Source organism: Streptomyces sp. NRRL B-24572, assembly GCF_002156145.1.
Taxonomy (GTDB): Bacteria; Actinomycetota; Actinomycetes; order Streptomycetales; family Streptomycetaceae; genus Streptomyces; species Streptomyces vietnamensis.
On record NZ_MWIG01000009.1, the window covers coordinates 1 to 17,174 of the forward strand.

The 17,174-nt window shown below is 73.3% G+C and carries 12 protein-coding genes; 2 read left to right on the top strand and 10 right to left on the bottom strand.

The window, feature by feature from the left end:
• On the bottom strand, positions 1 to 1,353 hold a 1,353-nt coding region (locus CCN56_RS00595; RefSeq protein ID WP_086822127.1), incomplete at its 3' end, for an ABC transporter ATP-binding protein.
• Positions 1,350 to 3,155 (bottom strand): ABC transporter ATP-binding protein, encoded by a 1,806-nt coding sequence (locus CCN56_RS00600; protein ID WP_086822096.1) that lies wholly within the window; start codon positions 3,153 to 3,155, stop codon positions 1,350 to 1,352. The genes CCN56_RS00595 and CCN56_RS00600, both read right to left, overlap by 4 nt.
• Before the next feature lie 206 nt (positions 3,156 to 3,361).
• Here CCN56_RS00600 and CCN56_RS00605 point away from each other — a divergent pair, with 206 nt between their 5' ends.
• On the top strand, positions 3,362 to 4,975 hold the full coding sequence (locus CCN56_RS00605; protein ID WP_086822099.1) for a peptide-N4-asparagine amidase: 1,614 nt from the start codon (positions 3,362 to 3,364) through the stop codon (positions 4,973 to 4,975).
• 54 nt (positions 4,976 to 5,029) lie between these two features.
• On the opposite strand, the gene CCN56_RS00610 is transcribed toward CCN56_RS00605, so the two are convergent.
• From CCN56_RS00610 to CCN56_RS00620, 3 genes are all read right to left on the bottom strand, one after another.
• Positions 5,030 to 6,445, bottom strand: coding sequence for a Gfo/Idh/MocA family protein (locus CCN56_RS00610; RefSeq protein WP_086822101.1), 1,416 nt, complete (start codon positions 6,443 to 6,445; stop codon positions 5,030 to 5,032).
• 157 nt (positions 6,446 to 6,602) lie between these two features.
• Positions 6,603 to 9,527 (bottom strand): FAD-binding and (Fe-S)-binding domain-containing protein, encoded by a 2,925-nt coding sequence (locus tag CCN56_RS00615; RefSeq protein ID WP_086822104.1) that lies wholly within the window; start codon positions 9,525 to 9,527, stop codon positions 6,603 to 6,605.
• 40 nt (positions 9,528 to 9,567) lie between these two features.
• The gene (locus CCN56_RS00620) at positions 9,568 to 10,047 is read right to left on the bottom strand and encodes a MarR family winged helix-turn-helix transcriptional regulator (protein WP_086822107.1); all 480 of its coding nucleotides are present in this window, start codon (positions 10,045 to 10,047) and stop codon (positions 9,568 to 9,570) included.
• Positions 10,048 to 10,137: 90 nt separating this feature from the next.
• Here CCN56_RS00620 and CCN56_RS00625 point away from each other — a divergent pair, with 90 nt between their 5' ends.
• On the top strand, positions 10,138 to 11,982 hold the full coding sequence (locus CCN56_RS00625) for an ABC transporter ATP-binding protein (protein ID WP_086822109.1): 1,845 nt from the start codon (positions 10,138 to 10,140) through the stop codon (positions 11,980 to 11,982).
• Positions 11,983 to 12,256: 274 nt separating this feature from the next.
• Here the strand turns inward: CCN56_RS00625 and CCN56_RS00630 are convergent, their stop codons facing one another.
• Genes CCN56_RS00630 through CCN56_RS00650 form a run of 5 tightly spaced genes read right to left on the bottom strand, consistent with a single transcriptional unit; the run spans position 12,257 to position 17,112 of the window.
• Positions 12,257 to 13,357 carry an NAD(P)-binding domain-containing protein gene (locus CCN56_RS00630; protein ID WP_086822112.1) on the bottom strand — a complete coding sequence of 367 codons (1,101 nt, stop codon included), beginning with the start codon at positions 13,355 to 13,357 and terminating at the stop codon, positions 12,257 to 12,259.
• A gap of 56 nt (positions 13,358 to 13,413) precedes the next feature.
• Positions 13,414 to 14,625: an LLM class flavin-dependent oxidoreductase gene (locus tag CCN56_RS00635; RefSeq protein WP_086822115.1), complete on the bottom strand. Its 1,212-nt coding sequence runs from the start codon at positions 14,623 to 14,625 to the stop codon at positions 13,414 to 13,416.
• Complete coding sequence (locus CCN56_RS00640; RefSeq protein WP_086822118.1) at positions 14,625 to 15,656, bottom strand: ABC transporter substrate-binding protein; 1,032 nt, start codon at positions 15,654 to 15,656, stop codon at positions 14,625 to 14,627. Before CCN56_RS00640 ends, CCN56_RS00635 begins: the two co-directional genes overlap by 1 nt.
• Before the next feature lie 23 nt (positions 15,657 to 15,679).
• Positions 15,680 to 16,414 (bottom strand): ABC transporter ATP-binding protein, encoded by a 735-nt coding sequence (locus CCN56_RS00645; protein ID WP_086822121.1) that lies wholly within the window; start codon positions 16,412 to 16,414, stop codon positions 15,680 to 15,682.
• A complete protein-coding gene (locus tag CCN56_RS00650) occupies positions 16,387 to 17,112 on the bottom strand; it encodes an ABC transporter permease (protein WP_086822124.1) in 726 nt (241 codons plus the stop codon). The genes CCN56_RS00645 and CCN56_RS00650 overlap by 28 nt, the downstream gene beginning before the upstream one ends.
• Positions 17,113 to 17,174: the final 62 nt, after the last annotated feature.

Here is a 17,174-nt window from a genome sequence, read left to right on the forward strand (position 1 = left end):
GAGCAGATTGTCGCGGAGGGAGCCCACGAAGACGTGGTGCTCCTGGTTGACCAGGGCCACGTGCTCGCGGACCCGCTCGGCGGGCATCCGGGCCAGCTCGGCCGCGCCGAGGGTGACCGAACCCGCCTGCGGGGCGTAGATCCCCGCGAGCAGCCGGCCAAGCGTGGACTTGCCCGCGCCCGACGGTCCGACCAGCGCGAGGCGGGTGCCGGGCGCCACCGTCAGGGACACCTCGTGCAGCACGTCGACGCCCTCGCGGTAGCCGAAGCGGACCCCGTCCGCCTCCACCGCGCGGCCCTCGGGCCGCACCTCCCGGTCGCCCGCGTCCGGCTCGATCTCCCGGACGCCGACCAGCCGGGCCAGCGACACCTGCGCGACCTGGAGTTCGTCGTACCACCGCAGCACGATCCCGACCGGGTCCACCAGCATCTGCGCGAGGAGCGCGCCCGTCGTCAGCTGCCCCACGTCGATCCAGCCCTGGAGCACGAACACCCCGCCCAGCAGCAGGACCGCGCACAGCACCGTGGTGTGCGTCAGGTTGATGACGGGGAAGAGCACCGAGCGCAGGAAGAGCGTGTACCGCTCCCAGGCCACCCACTCCGAGATCCGCCGGTCCGACAGCGCGATCCGCCGCCTGCCGAGGCGGTGCGCCTCGACCGTGCGGCCCGCGTCGACGGTCTCGGCGAGCGCGCCGGCCACCGCCGCGTAGCCCGCGGACTCCGCGCGGTACGCGGACGGCGCCCGCTTGAAGTACCAGCGGCAGCCCACGATCAGCAGCGGCGCCGCGACCAGCGCGGCGAGCGCGAGCGGGGGCGCGGTCACCGCGAGGCCGCCGAGCAGCAGCCCGGCCCAGACGACCCCGATCACCAGCTGGGGCACGGCCTCGCGCATCGCGTTGGCGAGGCGGTCGACGTCCGTGGTGATCCGGGAGAGCAGATCGCCCGTCCCGGCCCGTTCGAGGACGCCGGGCGGCAGGCCGACCGCGCGGACGAGGAAGTCCTCGCGCAGATCCGCGAGCATCTCCTCGCCGAGCATCGCACCGCGCAGCCGGACCAGCCGCGTGAACACCGTCTGGACGAGCAGCGCGACCGCGAACAGCGCGACCGTACGCTCCAGATGGAGGTCGCGGACCCCGTCCGCGAGGCCGTCCACCACCGAACCCAGCAGGTACGGGCCGGCCATCGAGGCGGTCACGGCGACCGCGTTCACCCCGATGAGCAGCGCGAACGCCCGGCGGTGCCGGCGCAGCAGCTCGCGGACGTAGCCGCGGACGGTGGCGGTCCCGGCGACGGGCAGCGTCGTCGCCGTCTTCGGGGCCGCCGGGTCGAACTCCGGCGGCGCCAGGCCGATCATGCCGATTCCCCTTCCAGTGCGTCGAGTTCGACGGCGGGTCCGCCGGACGTGGCGAGCTCCCCGTCCGTCTCGCGGCTGACGACCGCGCGGTAGCGCGGCTCCGTGGCGAGCAGCCCCCGGTGGCTGCCGACGGCGACCGCCTGGCCCTCGTGGACCAGGACGACCCGGTCGGCGCGGTCGAGGAGCAGCGGCGAGGACGCGAGGACCACGGTGGTCCTCGTCCTGCGCAGCTCCGCGATCCCGCTCGCGACGGCGGCCTCGGTGTGCGCGTCGACCGCCGAGGTCGGCTCGTCCAGGACGAGCACCTCGGGGTCGGCGACGAGCGACCGGGCGAGGGCGAGCCGCTGGCGCTGCCCGCCGGAGAGCGAGCGGCCCCGCTCCGTGATGCGGGTGAGCATCGGGTCGCCGCCGGTGGCGACGGAGGCCTGCGCGAGCGCGTCGAGGACGTCGTCGCACCGGGCGGCGGCGAGCGCATGCTCGGCCCGGACCTTGCCCGACGTGGGAACGTCGAGGAGCTCGCAGAGGGAGCCCGAGAGCAGCACCGGCTCCTTGTCCTGGACGAGGACGACGGCACGGGCGTCCTCCAGCGGCAGTTCGTCGAGCGGCACCCCGCCGAACAGCACCGAGGTGTGATCGGCGTCCGGTTCCGTCGGGTGGCCGCCGAGCCGGTCCGCGAGCCGCCCGGCCACGTCCGGATCGCCGCAGACGATGGCCGTGAACAGCCCTGCGGGGGCGCGCAGCCCGGTCAGCGGGTCGTACAGGTCGCCGCCGGCCTCCACCTCGCGGGGCGTCGGGACCGTGCTCGTCGTGCGGATCAGGGAGAGCACCCGGGCGGCCCGCTTCGCGGATGGCCGGGAGAAGGAGAAGGCCTGGGCGATCTCCTCGAAGTTCCGCAGCGCGTGATGGGTGAGGGCCACCGCGCTGTAGACGGTGACCAGCTGGCCGACCTCGATGCGTCCGTCGAGCGCGAGCTTCGTGCCGTACGCCACCACGGCGATGAGCAGCAGGCCCGGCAGCACGACCTGGATCGCGGAGATCAGCGCCCACATCCGCGCGCTGTGCACGGCGGCCGCGCGGACCTCCTGGGAGGCGGCGCGGTAGCGGCCGAGGAAGAGCTCCTCGCCGCCGATGCCGCGCAGCACGCGGAGTCCGGCGACCGTGTCGGAGGCCAGCTCGGTGGCCTTGCCGGCCTTCTCGCGCTGGACGTCCGCCCGGCGGGTGGCGCGGGGGAGCAGCGGCAGCACGGCGAGGGCGAGGACAGGGATGCCGGCGGCGACCACGACACCCAGGGCCGGCTGGTAGACGACGAGGCCCACGCAGATGACCACGAGGGTGACGGCGGCCGCGGCGAACCGCGACAGCGCCTCGACGAACCAGCCGATCCGCTCGACGTCACCCGTCGACACGGCGACGACTTCTCCGGCGGCGACCCGCCGGGTCAGGACCGAGCCCAGTTCCGCGGTCTTGCGGGAGAGGAGCTGCTGCACCCGGGCGGCGGCGGTGATCCAGTTGGTGACGGCGGTGCGGTGGAGCATGACGTCGCCGGCCGCGATCGCCGCCCCGAGGGCCACGAGCAGCACCCCGGCGAGGGCGAGCCGTCCACCGTCGCGGTCCACGACCGCCTGGACGGCGAGGCCGACGCCGAGCGGCAGGCCGGCGATGCCCAGATGGTGCAGCAGCCCCCAGAGCAGGGATTTCACCTGCCCGCCGAGCTGTTGTCGGCCGAGCCAGAGGAGGAACCGGGTGCCCGAGCGGACGTCGGGGACCCCCGGATCTGCGTAGGGAAGATCTCGAATCTGCATGGCTGCCCAGGATCTCCGGGTCTGTTCTGGAAGATCGCGCGCCGGTGGTGTGCCACGGCGGTGTGCGACCACGACGGGGAAACCGTGCAAGGTTCGCTTTTTCCCCCCGGTGCGGCAATCGATTTTCCCCAGGAGGGAACAGATCGCGCCATGTCCGCTCATCGTCCTCTGGACCGCGCGCCGCGACCGCGCTTCACTTCCGCCCCATGAGATCACTCAAGATCACAAGCGTGATCGGCGGTCTGGTGCTCGCCGCCGGCGCGCTGTTCACCGCCCACCCGGCCGCCGCCGACGGTCCGACCGGCCCGACGCCCCCCGCCGAGTTCACCACCGACTGGCACGACCCGGTCACCGCCGCCCCGCCCGTCGACACCCCCGGGACCCGCAGCTGCGAGGTCACCCTCGCCGCCACCCAGTTCCGCGACTTCACCCCGTACCGGGGGAGCTACACCCCTCCGAAGGAGTGCGGCACGGGCAAGGGCTGGAACAAGGTCGTCCTGCGCCTCGACGGACAGGTCAAGGGCCGCCAGTACGACCGGCTCGGCTACCTGACCCTCGGCGGCGTCGAGGTCCTCCGCACCTCCACCCCCGAGCCCTCTCCCGACGGCATCAGCTGGTCCGTGGAGAAGGACGTCACCCGCTACCGCGACACCCTCAGCCGCCCGCAGCCCGTCGAGATGCTCATCGGCAACGTCGTCAACGAGACGTACACCGGTGTCATCGACGTCCGCGTCACCCTCACCTTCCACACCGCCGAGGGCCGCGTGAAGCCCGCCGCCGGCACCCCCGACCGGGTCGTCCCGCTCACCGGCGCCACCCTCACCACCCCGCGCAACACCGAACGCGTCCTCGCCGAGGTGTACGCCACCGGATCCGGCGGCGGCTGCGAGGAGTTCTGGTACCTCACCGTCCCCGACGCCGCCCCCTACTCCTGCAAGGCCGCCGACGGGCCCTACCGGGAGGTGCGGATCTCCGTCGACGGGAAGCTCGCCGGCATCGCGGCCCCCTTCCCGCACGTGTGGACCGGCGGCTGGTCCAACCCCTTCCTCTGGTACGTGACGCCCGCGCCGCGCGCCTTCGACGTACAGCCGATCACCTACGACCTGACGCCCTTCGCGGCCCTGTTCAACGACGGCGCGGCCCACCGCGTCGAGGTCTCCGTCGCCGGCGTCCCCGCCGGGCAGTCCGGCTGGAGCGTCCCCACCAACGTGCTCCTCTGGCAGGACGAGGGCAGCGAGGTCGTCACCGGCGCCCTGGACCGGCACGAGCCCGGCACCCCGCGCAACTCCGCCGTGTACACGGCCGGTTCGCCCGACGTCCTGGAGACCACCGGCGGCGACACGCTCACCGTCGCCGGGCACCTGAACACCTCGCACGGCCGGGTCGCCACGACCGTCACCCGTACCGTCGACCACCGCTCCACGCACCGCTGGGGCGCCGACGAGAACCCGGACGCGCTCACCGCCCGCTGGACCGACGACGAGACCGTGACCGTCGGCCGGACCGCGACCCGCACCCGGCACACGTACACCATGGACGGCGAGATCTCCGTCGACGCCGCGAACCGCCTGCGGACCGTCCTCACCGTCGGCGACCGCGCCGCCGTCGACGTGGTCCGGGGAGACAAGCGGCTGTCCTGGTCGCGCCTCGACGACACGTACACCGGCGACGCCTCCTTCACCCTCGGCGTCCCGCGCGACCAGCGGCACGCGGTCGGCACCAGCACCGAGCGCTACCGCCTGTACGGCTCCGACGGCTGCTACGACCGGAGCCTGACGACCGTCCAGGGCACGGTCACCCAGGACCTGCGGCGCTGCTGAGGCACACGGCCGCCCCGGCCCCTCGCGGCGAGGGGCCGGGGCGGCACGGACCCGTCAGGCGGGCTTCGCCGAGTCCACGCCCGCGCGGGCCTTCTGCCACTCGCCGCGGGTGAAGTCGGGGATCTCCTGCGGCGCCCCGTTCGCCTTGATCGACGCGTGGCTGAGCGGCACCGGAGCCGTCCAGGTCGCCGCGTCGTACACGTCGAAGTCCGGCGGAAGGCCCAGCTGGAGGCACTGCATCAGGCGGTAGACCATGATGTAGTCCATGCCGCCGTGACCGCCCGGCGGGTTGGCGTGCTCCTTCCACAGCCAGTGGTCGAACTCGGTTGCATACGCCGAGAAGTCGCCCCACACGTCGTCCTTGTGGTCCGGCTCCAGATAGATCCGGGCCGGGTAGTCCTCGAAGACCCCCCGCGTCCCGCCCAGGCTGTTGATCCTGCTGTACGGGTGCGGCGTGGAGACGTCGTGTTCGAGGCGGATCAGCCGGCCCTTGGACGTCCGGACCATGCTGATCGTCCGGTCGCTCTCGATGTACGTCTCCTTCCAGCTCGGATCGCCGGGCGGCATGTTCGCCGCGCGGTACTCGGCGAGGCCGAGCGCCGGAGTGCCGAAGCTGCTGATGCTCACCACCCGGTCGCCCCGGTTGACGTCCATGTAGTTGGCGACCGGACCGAAGCCGTGGTTGGGGTAGAGGTCCCCGCGCAGCCGCGTGTGCCACAGGCGCCGCCACGGCCCCTCGTAGTACGTCGGCGAGAACATCAGGCCGCGCAGGTCGTGGTTGTACGCCCCCGCGCCGTGCAGCAGCTCCCCGAACCTGCCCGCGTGCGCCATCCGCAGCACCCGCATCTCGTTCCGCCCGTAGCAGCAGTTCTCCAACTGCATGCAGTGGCGGCGGGTCTGCTCCGACAGGTCGACGAGCTCCCACAGGTCGGCGAGCTCCATCGCGACCGGACACTCCACGCCGACGTGCTTGCCGCCCAGCATCGCCGCCCTGGCGATCGCGAAGTGGGTCTCCCAGGGCGTCGCCACGTAGACGAAGTCGAGGTCCGTGCGGGTGCAGAGGTTCTCGTAGTCCTCCTCGCCGTGGGTGTACAGGGCGGGGGCGGGCTGTCCGGCGGCGACGACGGTCGAGGCGGCCCGCTCGGCCTTCTCGCGCACCGGGTCGCAGACGGCGACCACCCGGACCCAGGGGAGGGCGAGGAAGTTGCCGATCATGCTCGCGCCGCGGTTGCCGAGCCCGACGATGCCGATCCGGACGGTGGAACGGCCCTCGAACGGGACCCCGGCCATGGTGGCGCCGCGGCGCTTCGGCACGGCGGCGGATCCCGGCGGGGCCGAGGGGGCGGATTCGGTGGCGGCCTGTGCGGTCCGGCCGCTCAGGGCGCCGATGCCGAGGCCCGTTCCGGCGGCTCCCGCAGTGGTCCTGAGGACCTTGCGGCGGCTCGGGGCGCGGGGTGTCTGGTCGTCCATGGAACCTCCCTTCTCGCGACGGGTGGTTGGACCATACTGTTCCGGTTCCGCCGCCGAGCCGCACCGGCCGCCGATGATCACTCGAACATACGAAGGGCCCCTCACCGCTCGGGGTGAGGGGCCCCGCCCGCCGGGGGAGGGACCGGCTGACGGACGGTCAGGGGCGGGTCGCGCGCTCCAGGGCGAGCAGCACCGAGCCGTAGCTCCGGCCCGTCGCCCGGTCCATCCCGATCTCGCACATCCGGTTGGCCGAGAGGTGGAGGTCGAACGGCCGGGCCGTGACCTCGGCCGCCTCGCGGGCCGTCGCCGAGGCCGTCAGCTCCGGATGCAGCATCCCCCGGTCGCCCGCGAAGGCGCAGCAGCCCGCGTCGGCGGGGACGACGACCTCCTCCGCGCAGGCCTCGGCGAGCGCGGTGAGCTTCTCCTCGTCTCCCAGGTGCCGCATCGAGCAGGTCGGATGGACCACGGCCGAGGCGACGCGGCGCCGCACGTCGAGCCGGGGGAGCAGCTCGTCCGCCGCCCACACCAGCGAGTCCACCACGGTCAGTTCGGCGTGCAGCTCCCGGTTGTCCTCCGTCAGGTACGGCACCACCTCGTGGGCGATCCCGAGGGTGCAGGAGGAGGCGTCCACCACGAGCGGCAGCTTCCCGCCGGCCGTCCAGCCCCAGGCGGCCTCGACGATCCGGTTCGCCATCAGCTCGTTGCCCCGCTCGTACCCCTTGGAGTGCCAGATCGTCGCGCAGCACGTTCCGGCCACGTCGTCGGGGATCCACACCGGCCGCCCGGCCCGCGCGGACACGGCGACGACGGCCTCCGGGAGCGAGGGCCCGCGCTCGCCGTCCGGGTCGCCGAAGATGCGGTTCACACAGGCCGGGTAGTAGACGGCGGCCGCCGCCGGGCGGTGGGTGCGGGGCAGCCGCCGGGCCGCAGCGGCCGGGAGCTCGGGCAGCCACTCCGGTACGAGGTCGGGGCGGACGGCCCTGCGGGCGAGGCCCGTCACCGATCCCAGGACCCGGTCGCCGATCCGGTCCGCGGCGGCGACCGCGAGCCGCGCGGAGGCCTCCACGGCGCGGAAGTTCCTCGCGGCCAGGGCGGCGATCCGCTCCTCGCGCGGCGAGTGCCGCTCGTGCCGGAACTCCTTCATCAGCGCCCCCGTGTCGATCCCGACCGGGCAGGCCAGCTTGCAGGTGGAGTCGCCGGCGCAGGTGTCGACGGCGTCGTAGCCGTACGACTCCAGGAGCCGGACCTCGACGGGGGAGCCGTCGGGCTGGCGCATCATCTCCCGGCGCAGCACGATCCGCTGGCGCGGAGTGGTCGTCAGGTCGTGGCTGGGGCAGGTCGGTTCGCAGAATCCGCACTCGATGCAGGGATCGGCGATCCGCTCCACGGCCGGGATCGTCTTCAGACCGCGCAGATGGGCCTGCGGATCGCGGTCGAGAACGATCCGCGGGGCGAGCACACCGGCCGGGTCGATGGCCTCCTTGACCCGCCACATCAGCTCGGTCGCCTTCGCCCCCCACTCCAGCTCCAGGAAGGGCGCGATGTTGCGGCCGGTGGCGTGCTCGGCCTTCAGCGAGCCGTCGAAGCACTCCACGGTCAGCTTGCAGAACTCGTCCATGAAGGCCGCGTACCGCTGGACGTCGGAGGGGTCGGCCGCGTCGAAGGCGAGCAGGAAGTGGAGGTTGCCGTGGGCCGCGTGGCCGGCCACGGCCGCGTCGAAGCCGTGCCGGGCCTGGAGGTCGAGCAGCGAGGCGCAGGCCTCCGCGAGCCGGTCCGGCGGCACCGCGAAGTCCTCGGTGATCAGGGTCGTACCGGAGGGGCGGGAACCGCCGACCGCCGTCACGAAGGCCCTGCGGGCCTTCCAGTAGCCGGAGATCCGCCTCGGGTCGCGGGTGAAGGCGTTCTCCACGGAGGCCACCGGGGCGACCAGGTCGAGACCGTCGAGCACGGCCCGCGCCGCCCGCTCGTACGCCTCCAGGGCCGGTGCGTCCGGGGCCCGGAACTCGACCAGGAGCGCCGCCGTCTCCTTCGGCAGCTCCGCCCAGTCGGCGGGCACGCCCGACACCCGCACCGAGGCCCGCAGCGTGTTGCCGTCCATCAGCTCGACGGCGAGCGCCCCGGCCTCGTTGAACAGGGGCACGGCCGCGGCGGCGGCCGGCAGCGAGGGGAAGAAGAGCAGGGCCGTGGACACCTCGCGGTCCAGCGGCAGGGTGTCGAAGACGACCTCGGAGATGAAGCCGAAGGTGCCTTCGGAGCCGACCATCAGGCCGCGCAGGATCCGCACCGGGGTGTCGCCGTCGAGGAAGGCGTCGAGCCGGTAGCCGTTGGTGTTCTTGATGGCGTACTTGGCGCGGATCCGGGCCGTCAGCTCGGCGTCCGCCTCGATCTCCGCCTTCAGCGCCATCAGCTCCGCGCACAGCCTCGGCTCGGCGCGCGCGAGCTCCTCGTCGGCGTCCGGGTCCGCCGTGTCGACCACGGTCCCGCTCGGCAGCACGACGGTGAGGGAGGCGAGGGTGCGGTACGAGTTCCGGGTGGTGCCGGCCGTCATGCCCGAGGCGTTGTTGGCGACGACCCCGCCGATCGTGCAGGCGACCGCGCTGGCCGGATCGGGCCCCAGGACCCGTCCGTGCGGGGCGAGCGCGGCATTGGCCCGCACCACGGTGGTGCCGGGCCGGATCCTGGCCCGGGCGCCGCCGTCCAGGACCTCGACGCCCGCCCAGTGGCGGCGCACGTCCACGAGGATGTCCTCGCCCTGCGCCTGCCCGTTCAGGCTGGTCCCGGCGGCCCGGAAGACCACCTCGCGGCCCTTGCCGTGGGCGTACGACAGGACGGTGGAGACGTCGTCGATGTCCTCGGCGACCACGACGACCTGCGGGACGAAGCGGTACGGGCTCGCGTCCGAGGCGTAGCGCACCAGGTCGGAGACCTTCGACAGGACCTTCCCGGGGCCGAGGAGATCGGTGAGCTCCTCGCGCAGCCGCCGCGGCGTGCCCCGGGCCTGGAGCTCCGGCACGCGGTCCGGGGCGGGGGTCCGCTTCGTACCGGGACGGAGGGCCTGCGGGTCGGGCTCAAACAGCGGCATGTCACGACTCCCCATTCGGCGCGTCCCCGCACCCGACGGGTCAGCAGCCGCGCTCCGGGCCGGGGTCGACCAGGGCGGACAGCAGACCCTCGAGCACCTCGCGCTGTTCGACGGTCAATGGAGCAAGGATGTCCTCTGCGGCGGCCCGGCGCGCGCTGCGCAGCTCGCGCAGCGTGGCGCGGCCCGCGTCGGTGAGCTCGATCCGCACCACCCGGCGGTTGTTCGGGTCGGGCACCCGGCGCACCCGGTCGCCGGCTTCGAGGCCGTCGACGAGACTGGTCACGGCCCTCGGGACGACCTCGAGGCGGGCCGCGAGGTCGGCCATCCGGGGCGGCTCCCCGAAGTGCGCGACCGTGCGCAGGAGCCGGGACTGCGCGGGCGTGATGCCGACCGGCTCCAGGTGGCGCTTCTGGATGCGGTGCAGGCGCCGGGTGAGCCGCAGCAGCTGCTCGGCGAGGAGGCCGTCGGTGTCGGTCCCGCTCGGTCGCTCAGGGCTGCTCGGACGGTCGGAGGTGCTCATGCGGGAACAATATCAGGACCATGTTCATTGTGAGTATAGGTAACAATGAGCTATGGTCTTCATCGACCGTCCCATCTCCCGAAGGAGCCCATGCGCCCCCACGACCAGTCCGACTGGACGCCCCCGCCCCGCGACTCCGGCCAGCCCAAGGAGCCCGCCCAGGTGCGGCGGATCCTTCGGCTCTTCCGCCCCTACCGCGCGCGCCTCGCGCTCGTCGGCCTCCTGGTCGGCGCCGCCTCGCTCGTGTCGGTCGCCTCGCCGTTCCTCCTCCGGGAGATCCTGGACGTCGCGATCCCCCAGGGCCGCACCGGGCTGCTCAGCCTGCTCGCCCTCGGCATGATCGCCACCGCCGTCCTCACCAGCGTCTTCGGCGTGCTCCAGACCCTCATCTCGACCACCGTCGGCCAGCGCGTCATGCACGACCTGCGCACCGGGGTCTACGAGCAGCTCCAGCGGATGCCGCTCGCCTTCTTCACGCGCACGCGTACGGGCGAGGTCCAGTCCCGCATCGCCAACGACATCGGCGGCATGCAGGCGACCGTGACCTCCACGGCCACCTCCCTCGTCTCCAACCTCACCGCCGTCGTCGCGACCGTCGTCGCCATGCTCGCACTCGACTGGCGGCTCACCCTCGTCTCGCTGCTCCTGCTGCCGGTCTTCGTCTGGATCAGCCGGCGCGTCGGCCGCGAGCGCAAGAAGATCACCACCCAGCGTCAGAAGCAGATGGCCGCCATGGCCGCGACCGTCACCGAGTCCCTCTCGGTCAGCGGCATCCTGCTCGGCCGCACCATGGGCCGCGCCGACTCGCTGACCAGGTCCTTCGCCGAGGAGTCCGAGCGCCTCGTCGACCTCGAAGTGCGCTCCTCCATGGCCGGACGGTGGCGGATGTCCACCATCGGCATCGTCATGGCCGCCATGCCCGCCCTGATCTACTGGGCCGCCGGCATCGCCCTCGGCTCGGGCGGCTCGGAGATCTCGCTCGGCACGCTCGTCGCCTTCGTCTCGCTCCAGCAGGGCCTCTTCCGGCCCGCCGTCAGCCTGCTCTCCACCGGCGTGCAGGTGCAGACCTCCCTCGCGCTCTTCCAGCGCATCTTCGAATACCTCGACCTGCCCGTCGACATCACCGAACCCGACGAGCCGGTCCGGCTGGCGAAGATCCGCGGCGAGGTCGCCTTCGAGAAGGTCGAGTTCCACTACGACCCCGAGGGGCAGGGCCGCCCCACCCTGGACGGCATCGACGTGACCGTCCCCGCCGGCGGCAGCCTGGCCGTCGTCGGTCCCACCGGCTCCGGCAAGTCCACCCTCAGCTACCTGGTGCCCCGGCTGTACGACGTCACCGGCGGTCGCGTCACCCTCGACGGGGTCGACGTGCGCGACCTGGACTTCGACACCCTCGCCCGCGCGGTCGGCGTCGTCTCCCAGGAGACGTACCTCTTCCACGCCTCCGTCGCCGACAACCTCCGCTTCGCCAAGCCGGACGCCACCGACGAGGAGATAGAGGCCGCCGCGCGCGCCGCCCAGATCCACGACCACATCGCCTCGCTGCCCGACGGGTACGACACCCTCGTCGGCGAGCGCGGATACCGCTTCTCCGGCGGCGAGAAGCAGCGCCTCGCCATCGCGCGCACCATCCTGCGGGATCCTCCGGTGCTGATCCTCGACGAGGCGACCAGCGCCCTCGACACCCGGACCGAGCACGCGGTGCAGCGCGCCATCGACGCCCTGTCGGCCGGCCGCACCACGATCACCATCGCCCACCGGCTCTCCACCGTCCGCGACGCCGATCAGATCGTCGTCCTGGAGGCGGGCCGGATAGCGGAGCGCGGGACGCACGAGGAGCTGCTCGCCCGGGACGGGCGGTACGCGGCCCTGGTCCGCCGGGACGCCCGCACCGAACAGGCGAACGTGGGAGCGGTTGTTCCCCAGAACGTGTGATCGTGCCGGGATTCGTTGCTCAACTCCCGGGCGCCATCGGATGATTACGGAGTGCGAGCGACGGGCTGCAGACCGCGACCGCACACGTCCCACTGATGTACCTGTACGAGGAGAAGCACCACCATGAACGTCATCACCAACCTGCTCGCCGGCGTCCTCCACTTCCTGGGCTGGCTCGTCTGACGATCGCAGTGCCCGGCGCCGTCGGTCCCCCGTCCCAGGGGGCCGGCGGCGCCGCCGCGTGCGCGGTCGCCGGGTTCGCGCAACCGGCAGGTCAGACGGTCGGTGCGGTGACCCGGTCGCGGTCCAGGAGGCGGCGGATGTCGGAGACGGCCGCGCGGCCCGCCCGGTTGGCGCCGATCGTCGAGGCCGAGGGGCCGTAGCCGACGAGGTGGACGCGTTCGTCCCGTACCGCGCGCGTGCCCTCCACCTGGATGCCGCCGCCCGGCTCCCGCAGCCGCAGCGGCGCCAGATGGTCGATCGCCGCCCGGAAACCGGTCGCCCACAGGATGACGTCCACGTCGACCGTCCGGCCGTCGTCCCAGGCCACCCCGGCCGGGGTGATCCGGTCGAACATCGGCAGCCGGTCCAGGATCCCGCGCGCGCGTGCCGCGCGGATCGCGTCGTTGAGGGGGAGCCCCGTGACCGAGACGACGCTCTGCGGCGGCAGCCCGCGCCGCACCCGCTCCTCGACCAGGGCGACGGCCGCGCGGCCCTCCACCTCGCCGAAGGGGCCCTCTCGGTAGACGGGCTCGCGCCGCGTCACCCAGGTCGTCTCCGCAGCCACCTCGGCGATCTCCATGAGGTGCTGGGTGCCGGACGCCCCGCCCCCGACGACGAGCACCCGCTTCCCGGCGAACGCCTCGGGGCCCGGGTATCCGGAAGTGTGCAGCTGGCGGCCCCGGAAGGTCTCCTGCCCCGGGTAGCGCGGCCAGAACGGACGGTCCCAGGTGCCCGTCGCGTTGATCAGGGCCCGGGTCGCGTACACGCCCTCCGAGGTCTCGACCCGGAGCCGGCCGCCCTCGCCCTCCCGGACGGCCGTGACGTCGACGGGCCGGTGGACCCGCAGGTCGAAGGTCCGCTCGTACGTGTCGAAGTACGCGCCGATCACCTCCGAGGAGGGGCGCGCGGGATCGGCCCCGGTCAGCTCCATGCCGGGCAGCGCGTGCATCCCGTGGACCTTGCCGTACGTGAGCGAGGGCCAGCGGAACTGCCAGGCGCCGCCCGGGTTCGGGGCGTGGTCCAGGACGACGAAGTCCCGGTCCGGCTCCAGGCCGGCGCGCCGCAGGTGGAAGGCGGCCGAGAGCCCCGCCTGCCCGGCGCCGATGACGACGACGTCCACCGTCCTGACCTCTTCGAACCCGAAATCGTTCACGCTTCCACCAACCGGGGCGGGGGTGCGGTTCTTCCCGCACCCCCGCCGGCCGGGGACTAACGCCCGCCGGGCACGAGCAGTGGCGCACCGCCCGGAGCCGAGGCCGGGCGGCCGTTCGCCGCCGGCACGCCGAGCAACGGGGAGGCGGGGGCCGACGGCAGCAGTCCGCGCGCCGCGAGCTCGGGCGTCACGCCCTCGCCGAACCAGTACGCCTCCTCCAGGTGCGGGTAGCCGGACAGGACGAAGTGCTCCACGCCCAGGTCGTGGTACTCCTCGATCCGGTCCGCCACGTCCGCGTGGCTGCCGACGAGGGCGGTCCCGGCCCCGCCCCGCACCAGACCGACGCCCGCCCACAGGTTCGGCGAGATCTCCAGCCGGTCGCGGTCGAGCGAGCCGCCGCCGTGCAGCGCCAGCATCCGCTGCTGGCCGACCGACTCGCTCCGGCCGAGCAGCTCCTGCGCCGCGGCGACGGTCTCCGCGTCGAGATCGGAGAGGAGCCGGTCGGCCGTCGCCCAGGCCTCGCGCGCCGAATCGCGCGAGATCGTGTGCAGCCGGATCCCGAACCGGACCGTCCGGCCTCGTTCCTCCGCGAGCCGCCGGATCCAGTCGATCTTCTCCTTCACCTGCCACGGCGGCTCGCCCCACGTCAGGTACACGTCCGCGTGCTCCGCCGCGACCGGACCGGCCGCCGCGGACGAACCGCCGAAGAAGATCTCGGGCAGCGGGTCCGGCGGCAGCGCGGTGAGCCCGCCCTCGATCCGGAAGTGCTCGCCCTCGAAGTCGTACGGCCGCCCGCCCCACACGCCCCGCACCACCGAGAGGAACTCGGCCGTGCGCGCGTACCGCCGGTCGTGGTCGAGGTGGTCGCCGAAGCGGCGCTGCTCGGCCGAGTCGCCGCCGGTCACGACGTTGAGCAGCAGCCGTCCCCGGGTGATCCGCTGGTACGTGGCCGCCATCTGCGCCGCGAGCACCGGCGAGATCACCCCCGGCCGGAACGCCACCAGGAACTTGAGGCGTTCGGTGTGCTGGGCCAGCGCGACCGTCGTCAGCCAGGCGTCCTCGCACCACGTGCCGGTCGGGGTCAGCACGGCCTCGAAGCCCAGTTGCTCGGCCGCCTTGGCGATCTGGACGAGGTAGTCGACGTCGGGCGCGCGCACCCCGGACACGGCCCGGTCCCGGGTGATCCCGCCGTCCGTGTAGGCGTGCCGGTCGACGAGGGTCCGGCCGTCGCCGCCGGTCGGCAGGAACCAGTGCAGATGGACGGTCATCAGGAGGCCTTTCCGTAGCTGCGCGCCGGGGTCGTGGACGGCGGCAGGTCCTTGTTGAAGCGGGTGTCGACGTAGTCGGCGAAGCGGAACGTGCGGGGGATCAGCTTGAGTTCGGCGAAGGTGTCGGCGATCTTCTGCTCGGAGGCGATCGCCGCGTCGTCGAGGGCGACGGGGATACGGGTCCCGTTGCTGCGCTTCACGGCGGCCAGCGCCACCTCGTACGGCAGCCCGGTCTCCTTCGCCCAGGCCTTCGCCCAGTCCTCGGGGTGGTCGAACACCCAGCCCTGGGCGCGGCGCAGCCGATCGACGAGGTCGCCGATCGCCTTCGCCTTCTCCCGGTCGGCCAGCGCCGAGGGGGCCGCGACCTGGAAGCCGAGGCCGTTGACGAGGCCGCGCCCGTCGGTCAGCACCCGGCCCTTGCCGCTCAGCAGGACCTGGGAGGTGTACGGGTCCCAGACCGCCCAGGCGTCGACCTTGCCGCTGGTGAACGCGGCCAGGGCGTCGGCCGGCTGCAGCAGGCTGACCCGGACGTCGTCCAGCCCCAGGCCGGCCTTCCGGAGAGAGGAGATCAGCTGGAAGTGGGCGGAGCTCCCCTGGGCGACGGCGATCCGCTTCCCCTTCAGGTCCCGCGCGGTGCGCAGCGGCGAGTCCTTCGGCACGAGGACGGCCTCGCCCGCGGAGTCGCCGTGCGTCGACGCGACCACGGTGATCTTCGAGCCGGCGCCGGCCGCGAAGACGGGTGGGGTGTTGCCGACGGAGCCGAAGTCGACGGCCTTGGCGTTGATCGCTTCCAGGAGCGGTGGGCCGGAGGGGAACGTCGACCACTTGATCCGGTACGGGAGGTCGTCGAGCTCACCGGCGGCACGCAGCAGGGCCTCGGCGCCGCCCTTCTGGTCGCCGACGTTCAGGACGAGGGAGCCCTTGCCGTCGGAGTTCGTGGTGTCGCCGGCCGCGGAGGCACCGGAGCAGGCGGAGGCGAGCAGGGCGAGCGGCACGAGCAGTGCCGCGGCGGACAGACGGAAGGACTTCATGGTTTCTCCTCGGATGGAAGCTGTCAGAGGGTCGCGCTTGTGGCGAACTCGGCATCCGCCACGCCCAGTTCGGCGAGCAGACGGGTGCGGAGCGCGGCGAGCGCGGGATCGCCGGGGGAGCGGGGCCGGTCCAGGTCGACGGCGGTGTCGTACGCGATCACGCCGTCCCGCATCACCAGCGCGCGGTCCGCGAGCAGCAGCGCCTCGTCGACGTCGTGCGTGACGAGCAGCACCGTGCAGCCGCGCCGCTGCCACAGCTCGGCCACGAGCCGCTGGGCCTTGATCCGGGTCAGCGCGTCGAGCGCGCCGAACGGCTCGTCGAGCAGCAGCAGATCCGGATCGCGCACCAACGCCCGGGCGAGAGAGGCGCGTTGGGCCTCGCCGCCGGACAGGGTCTTCGGCCAGGCTCCCGAGCGGTGGCCGAGCCCCACCTCGGCGAGCGCCTTCTCCGCCACCGCGCGGTCCGGCTTCCCCGGCAGCCCGAGCAGCACGTTCCGCCAGACCTTCTTCCAGGGCATGAGGCGCGGGGCCTGGAAGGCGACCGCGCGGCGGCGCGGCACCAGGACCGTGCCGGAGACCTCCCGGTCGAGGCCCGCGAGGATCCGCAGGAGGGTCGACTTGCCGCAGCCGCTGTGTCCGAGGAGCGCCGTGAACTGCCCGGCGCGCAGGGTCAGATCGAGCCCGTCGACGACGGGACGCCCGTCGAAGGAGCGGGTGAGGCCCTGGACGGTCACTGCCCCGTGAAGGTCGGTCGCCATTGCAGCAGGAGCCTTTCGAGAGTGCGGACGAGGGCGTCGGCGAGCAGGCCGAGGAAGGCGTAGACGACCAGGCAGACGACGATCACGTCCGTGCGGAAGAACTCCCGCGCCTGGTTCATGAGGAAGCCGATCCCGGCGTCGGCGTTGATCGACTCGCCGAAGACGAGCGCGAGCCAGGCCGTGGCCAGGGAGTAGCGGAGGCCGGTCATCGCCCCGGGCAGCGCCCCCGGCAGGACGACGTGCCGGACCAGACCCCACCGGCCGAGCCCCAGGGACTCGCCCGCCTCGACGAGCCCCGCGTCGACGCCCCGGATCCCGGCGTACACGTTCAGGTAGAGGTGGAAGGCCACGCCGAGGGCGATCAGCGCGACCTTGGGCGCCTCGCCGATCCCCAGCCAGATGATGAACAGCGGGATCAGCCCGACCCACGGCACCGTCCGCAGCATCTGCACGGGGGCGTCGACGAGGTCCTCGCCGAGCCGCGAGAGCCCGGACACCAGGGCGAGCGCGATCCCCACCACCCCGCCGAGGAGCAGCCCCACGGCGACCCGGCGCAGCGAGACGCCCATCGCGGTCGGCAGCGTCCCGTCCCCGACCAGCTCGCCTGCGGCCCGGGCGATGGTCCCCGGCGAGGCGAGCACGTCCGCCGGAAGCACCCCCGCCGTACTGCTCGCCTGCCAGAGGACGAGCAGCAGCACCGGGCCCCCGGGCGGGAGTCAGGGACTCGACATCCGGCAAAGGCGATAGGTCGGGCGGGGAC

Excerpts from the sequence above, each read along its gene's own strand:
- CCN56_RS00640 (WP_086822118.1), bottom strand. The coding sequence starts at position 15,656 with ATGAAGTCCTTCCGTCTGTCCGCCGCGGCACTGCTCGTGCCGCTCGCC.
- CCN56_RS00600 (WP_086822096.1), bottom strand. The coding sequence starts at position 3,155 with ATGCAGATTCGAGATCTTCCCTACGCAGATCCGGGGGTCCCCGACGTC.
- CCN56_RS00620 (WP_086822107.1), bottom strand. The coding sequence starts at position 10,047 with ATGAGCACCTCCGACCGTCCGAGCAGCCCTGAGCGACCGAGCGGGACC.
- CCN56_RS00615 (WP_086822104.1), bottom strand. The coding sequence starts at position 9,527 with ATGCCGCTGTTTGAGCCCGACCCGCAGGCCCTCCGTCCCGGTACGAAG.
- CCN56_RS00625 (WP_086822109.1), top strand. The coding sequence starts at position 10,138 with ATGCGCCCCCACGACCAGTCCGACTGGACGCCCCCGCCCCGCGACTCC.
- CCN56_RS00645 (WP_086822121.1), bottom strand. The coding sequence starts at position 16,414 with ATGGCGACCGACCTTCACGGGGCAGTGACCGTCCAGGGCCTCACCCGC.
- CCN56_RS00635 (WP_086822115.1), bottom strand. The coding sequence starts at position 14,625 with ATGACCGTCCATCTGCACTGGTTCCTGCCGACCGGCGGCGACGGCCGG.
- CCN56_RS00605 (WP_086822099.1), top strand. The coding sequence starts at position 3,362 with ATGAGATCACTCAAGATCACAAGCGTGATCGGCGGTCTGGTGCTCGCC.
- CCN56_RS00610 (WP_086822101.1), bottom strand. The coding sequence starts at position 6,445 with ATGGACGACCAGACACCCCGCGCCCCGAGCCGCCGCAAGGTCCTCAGG.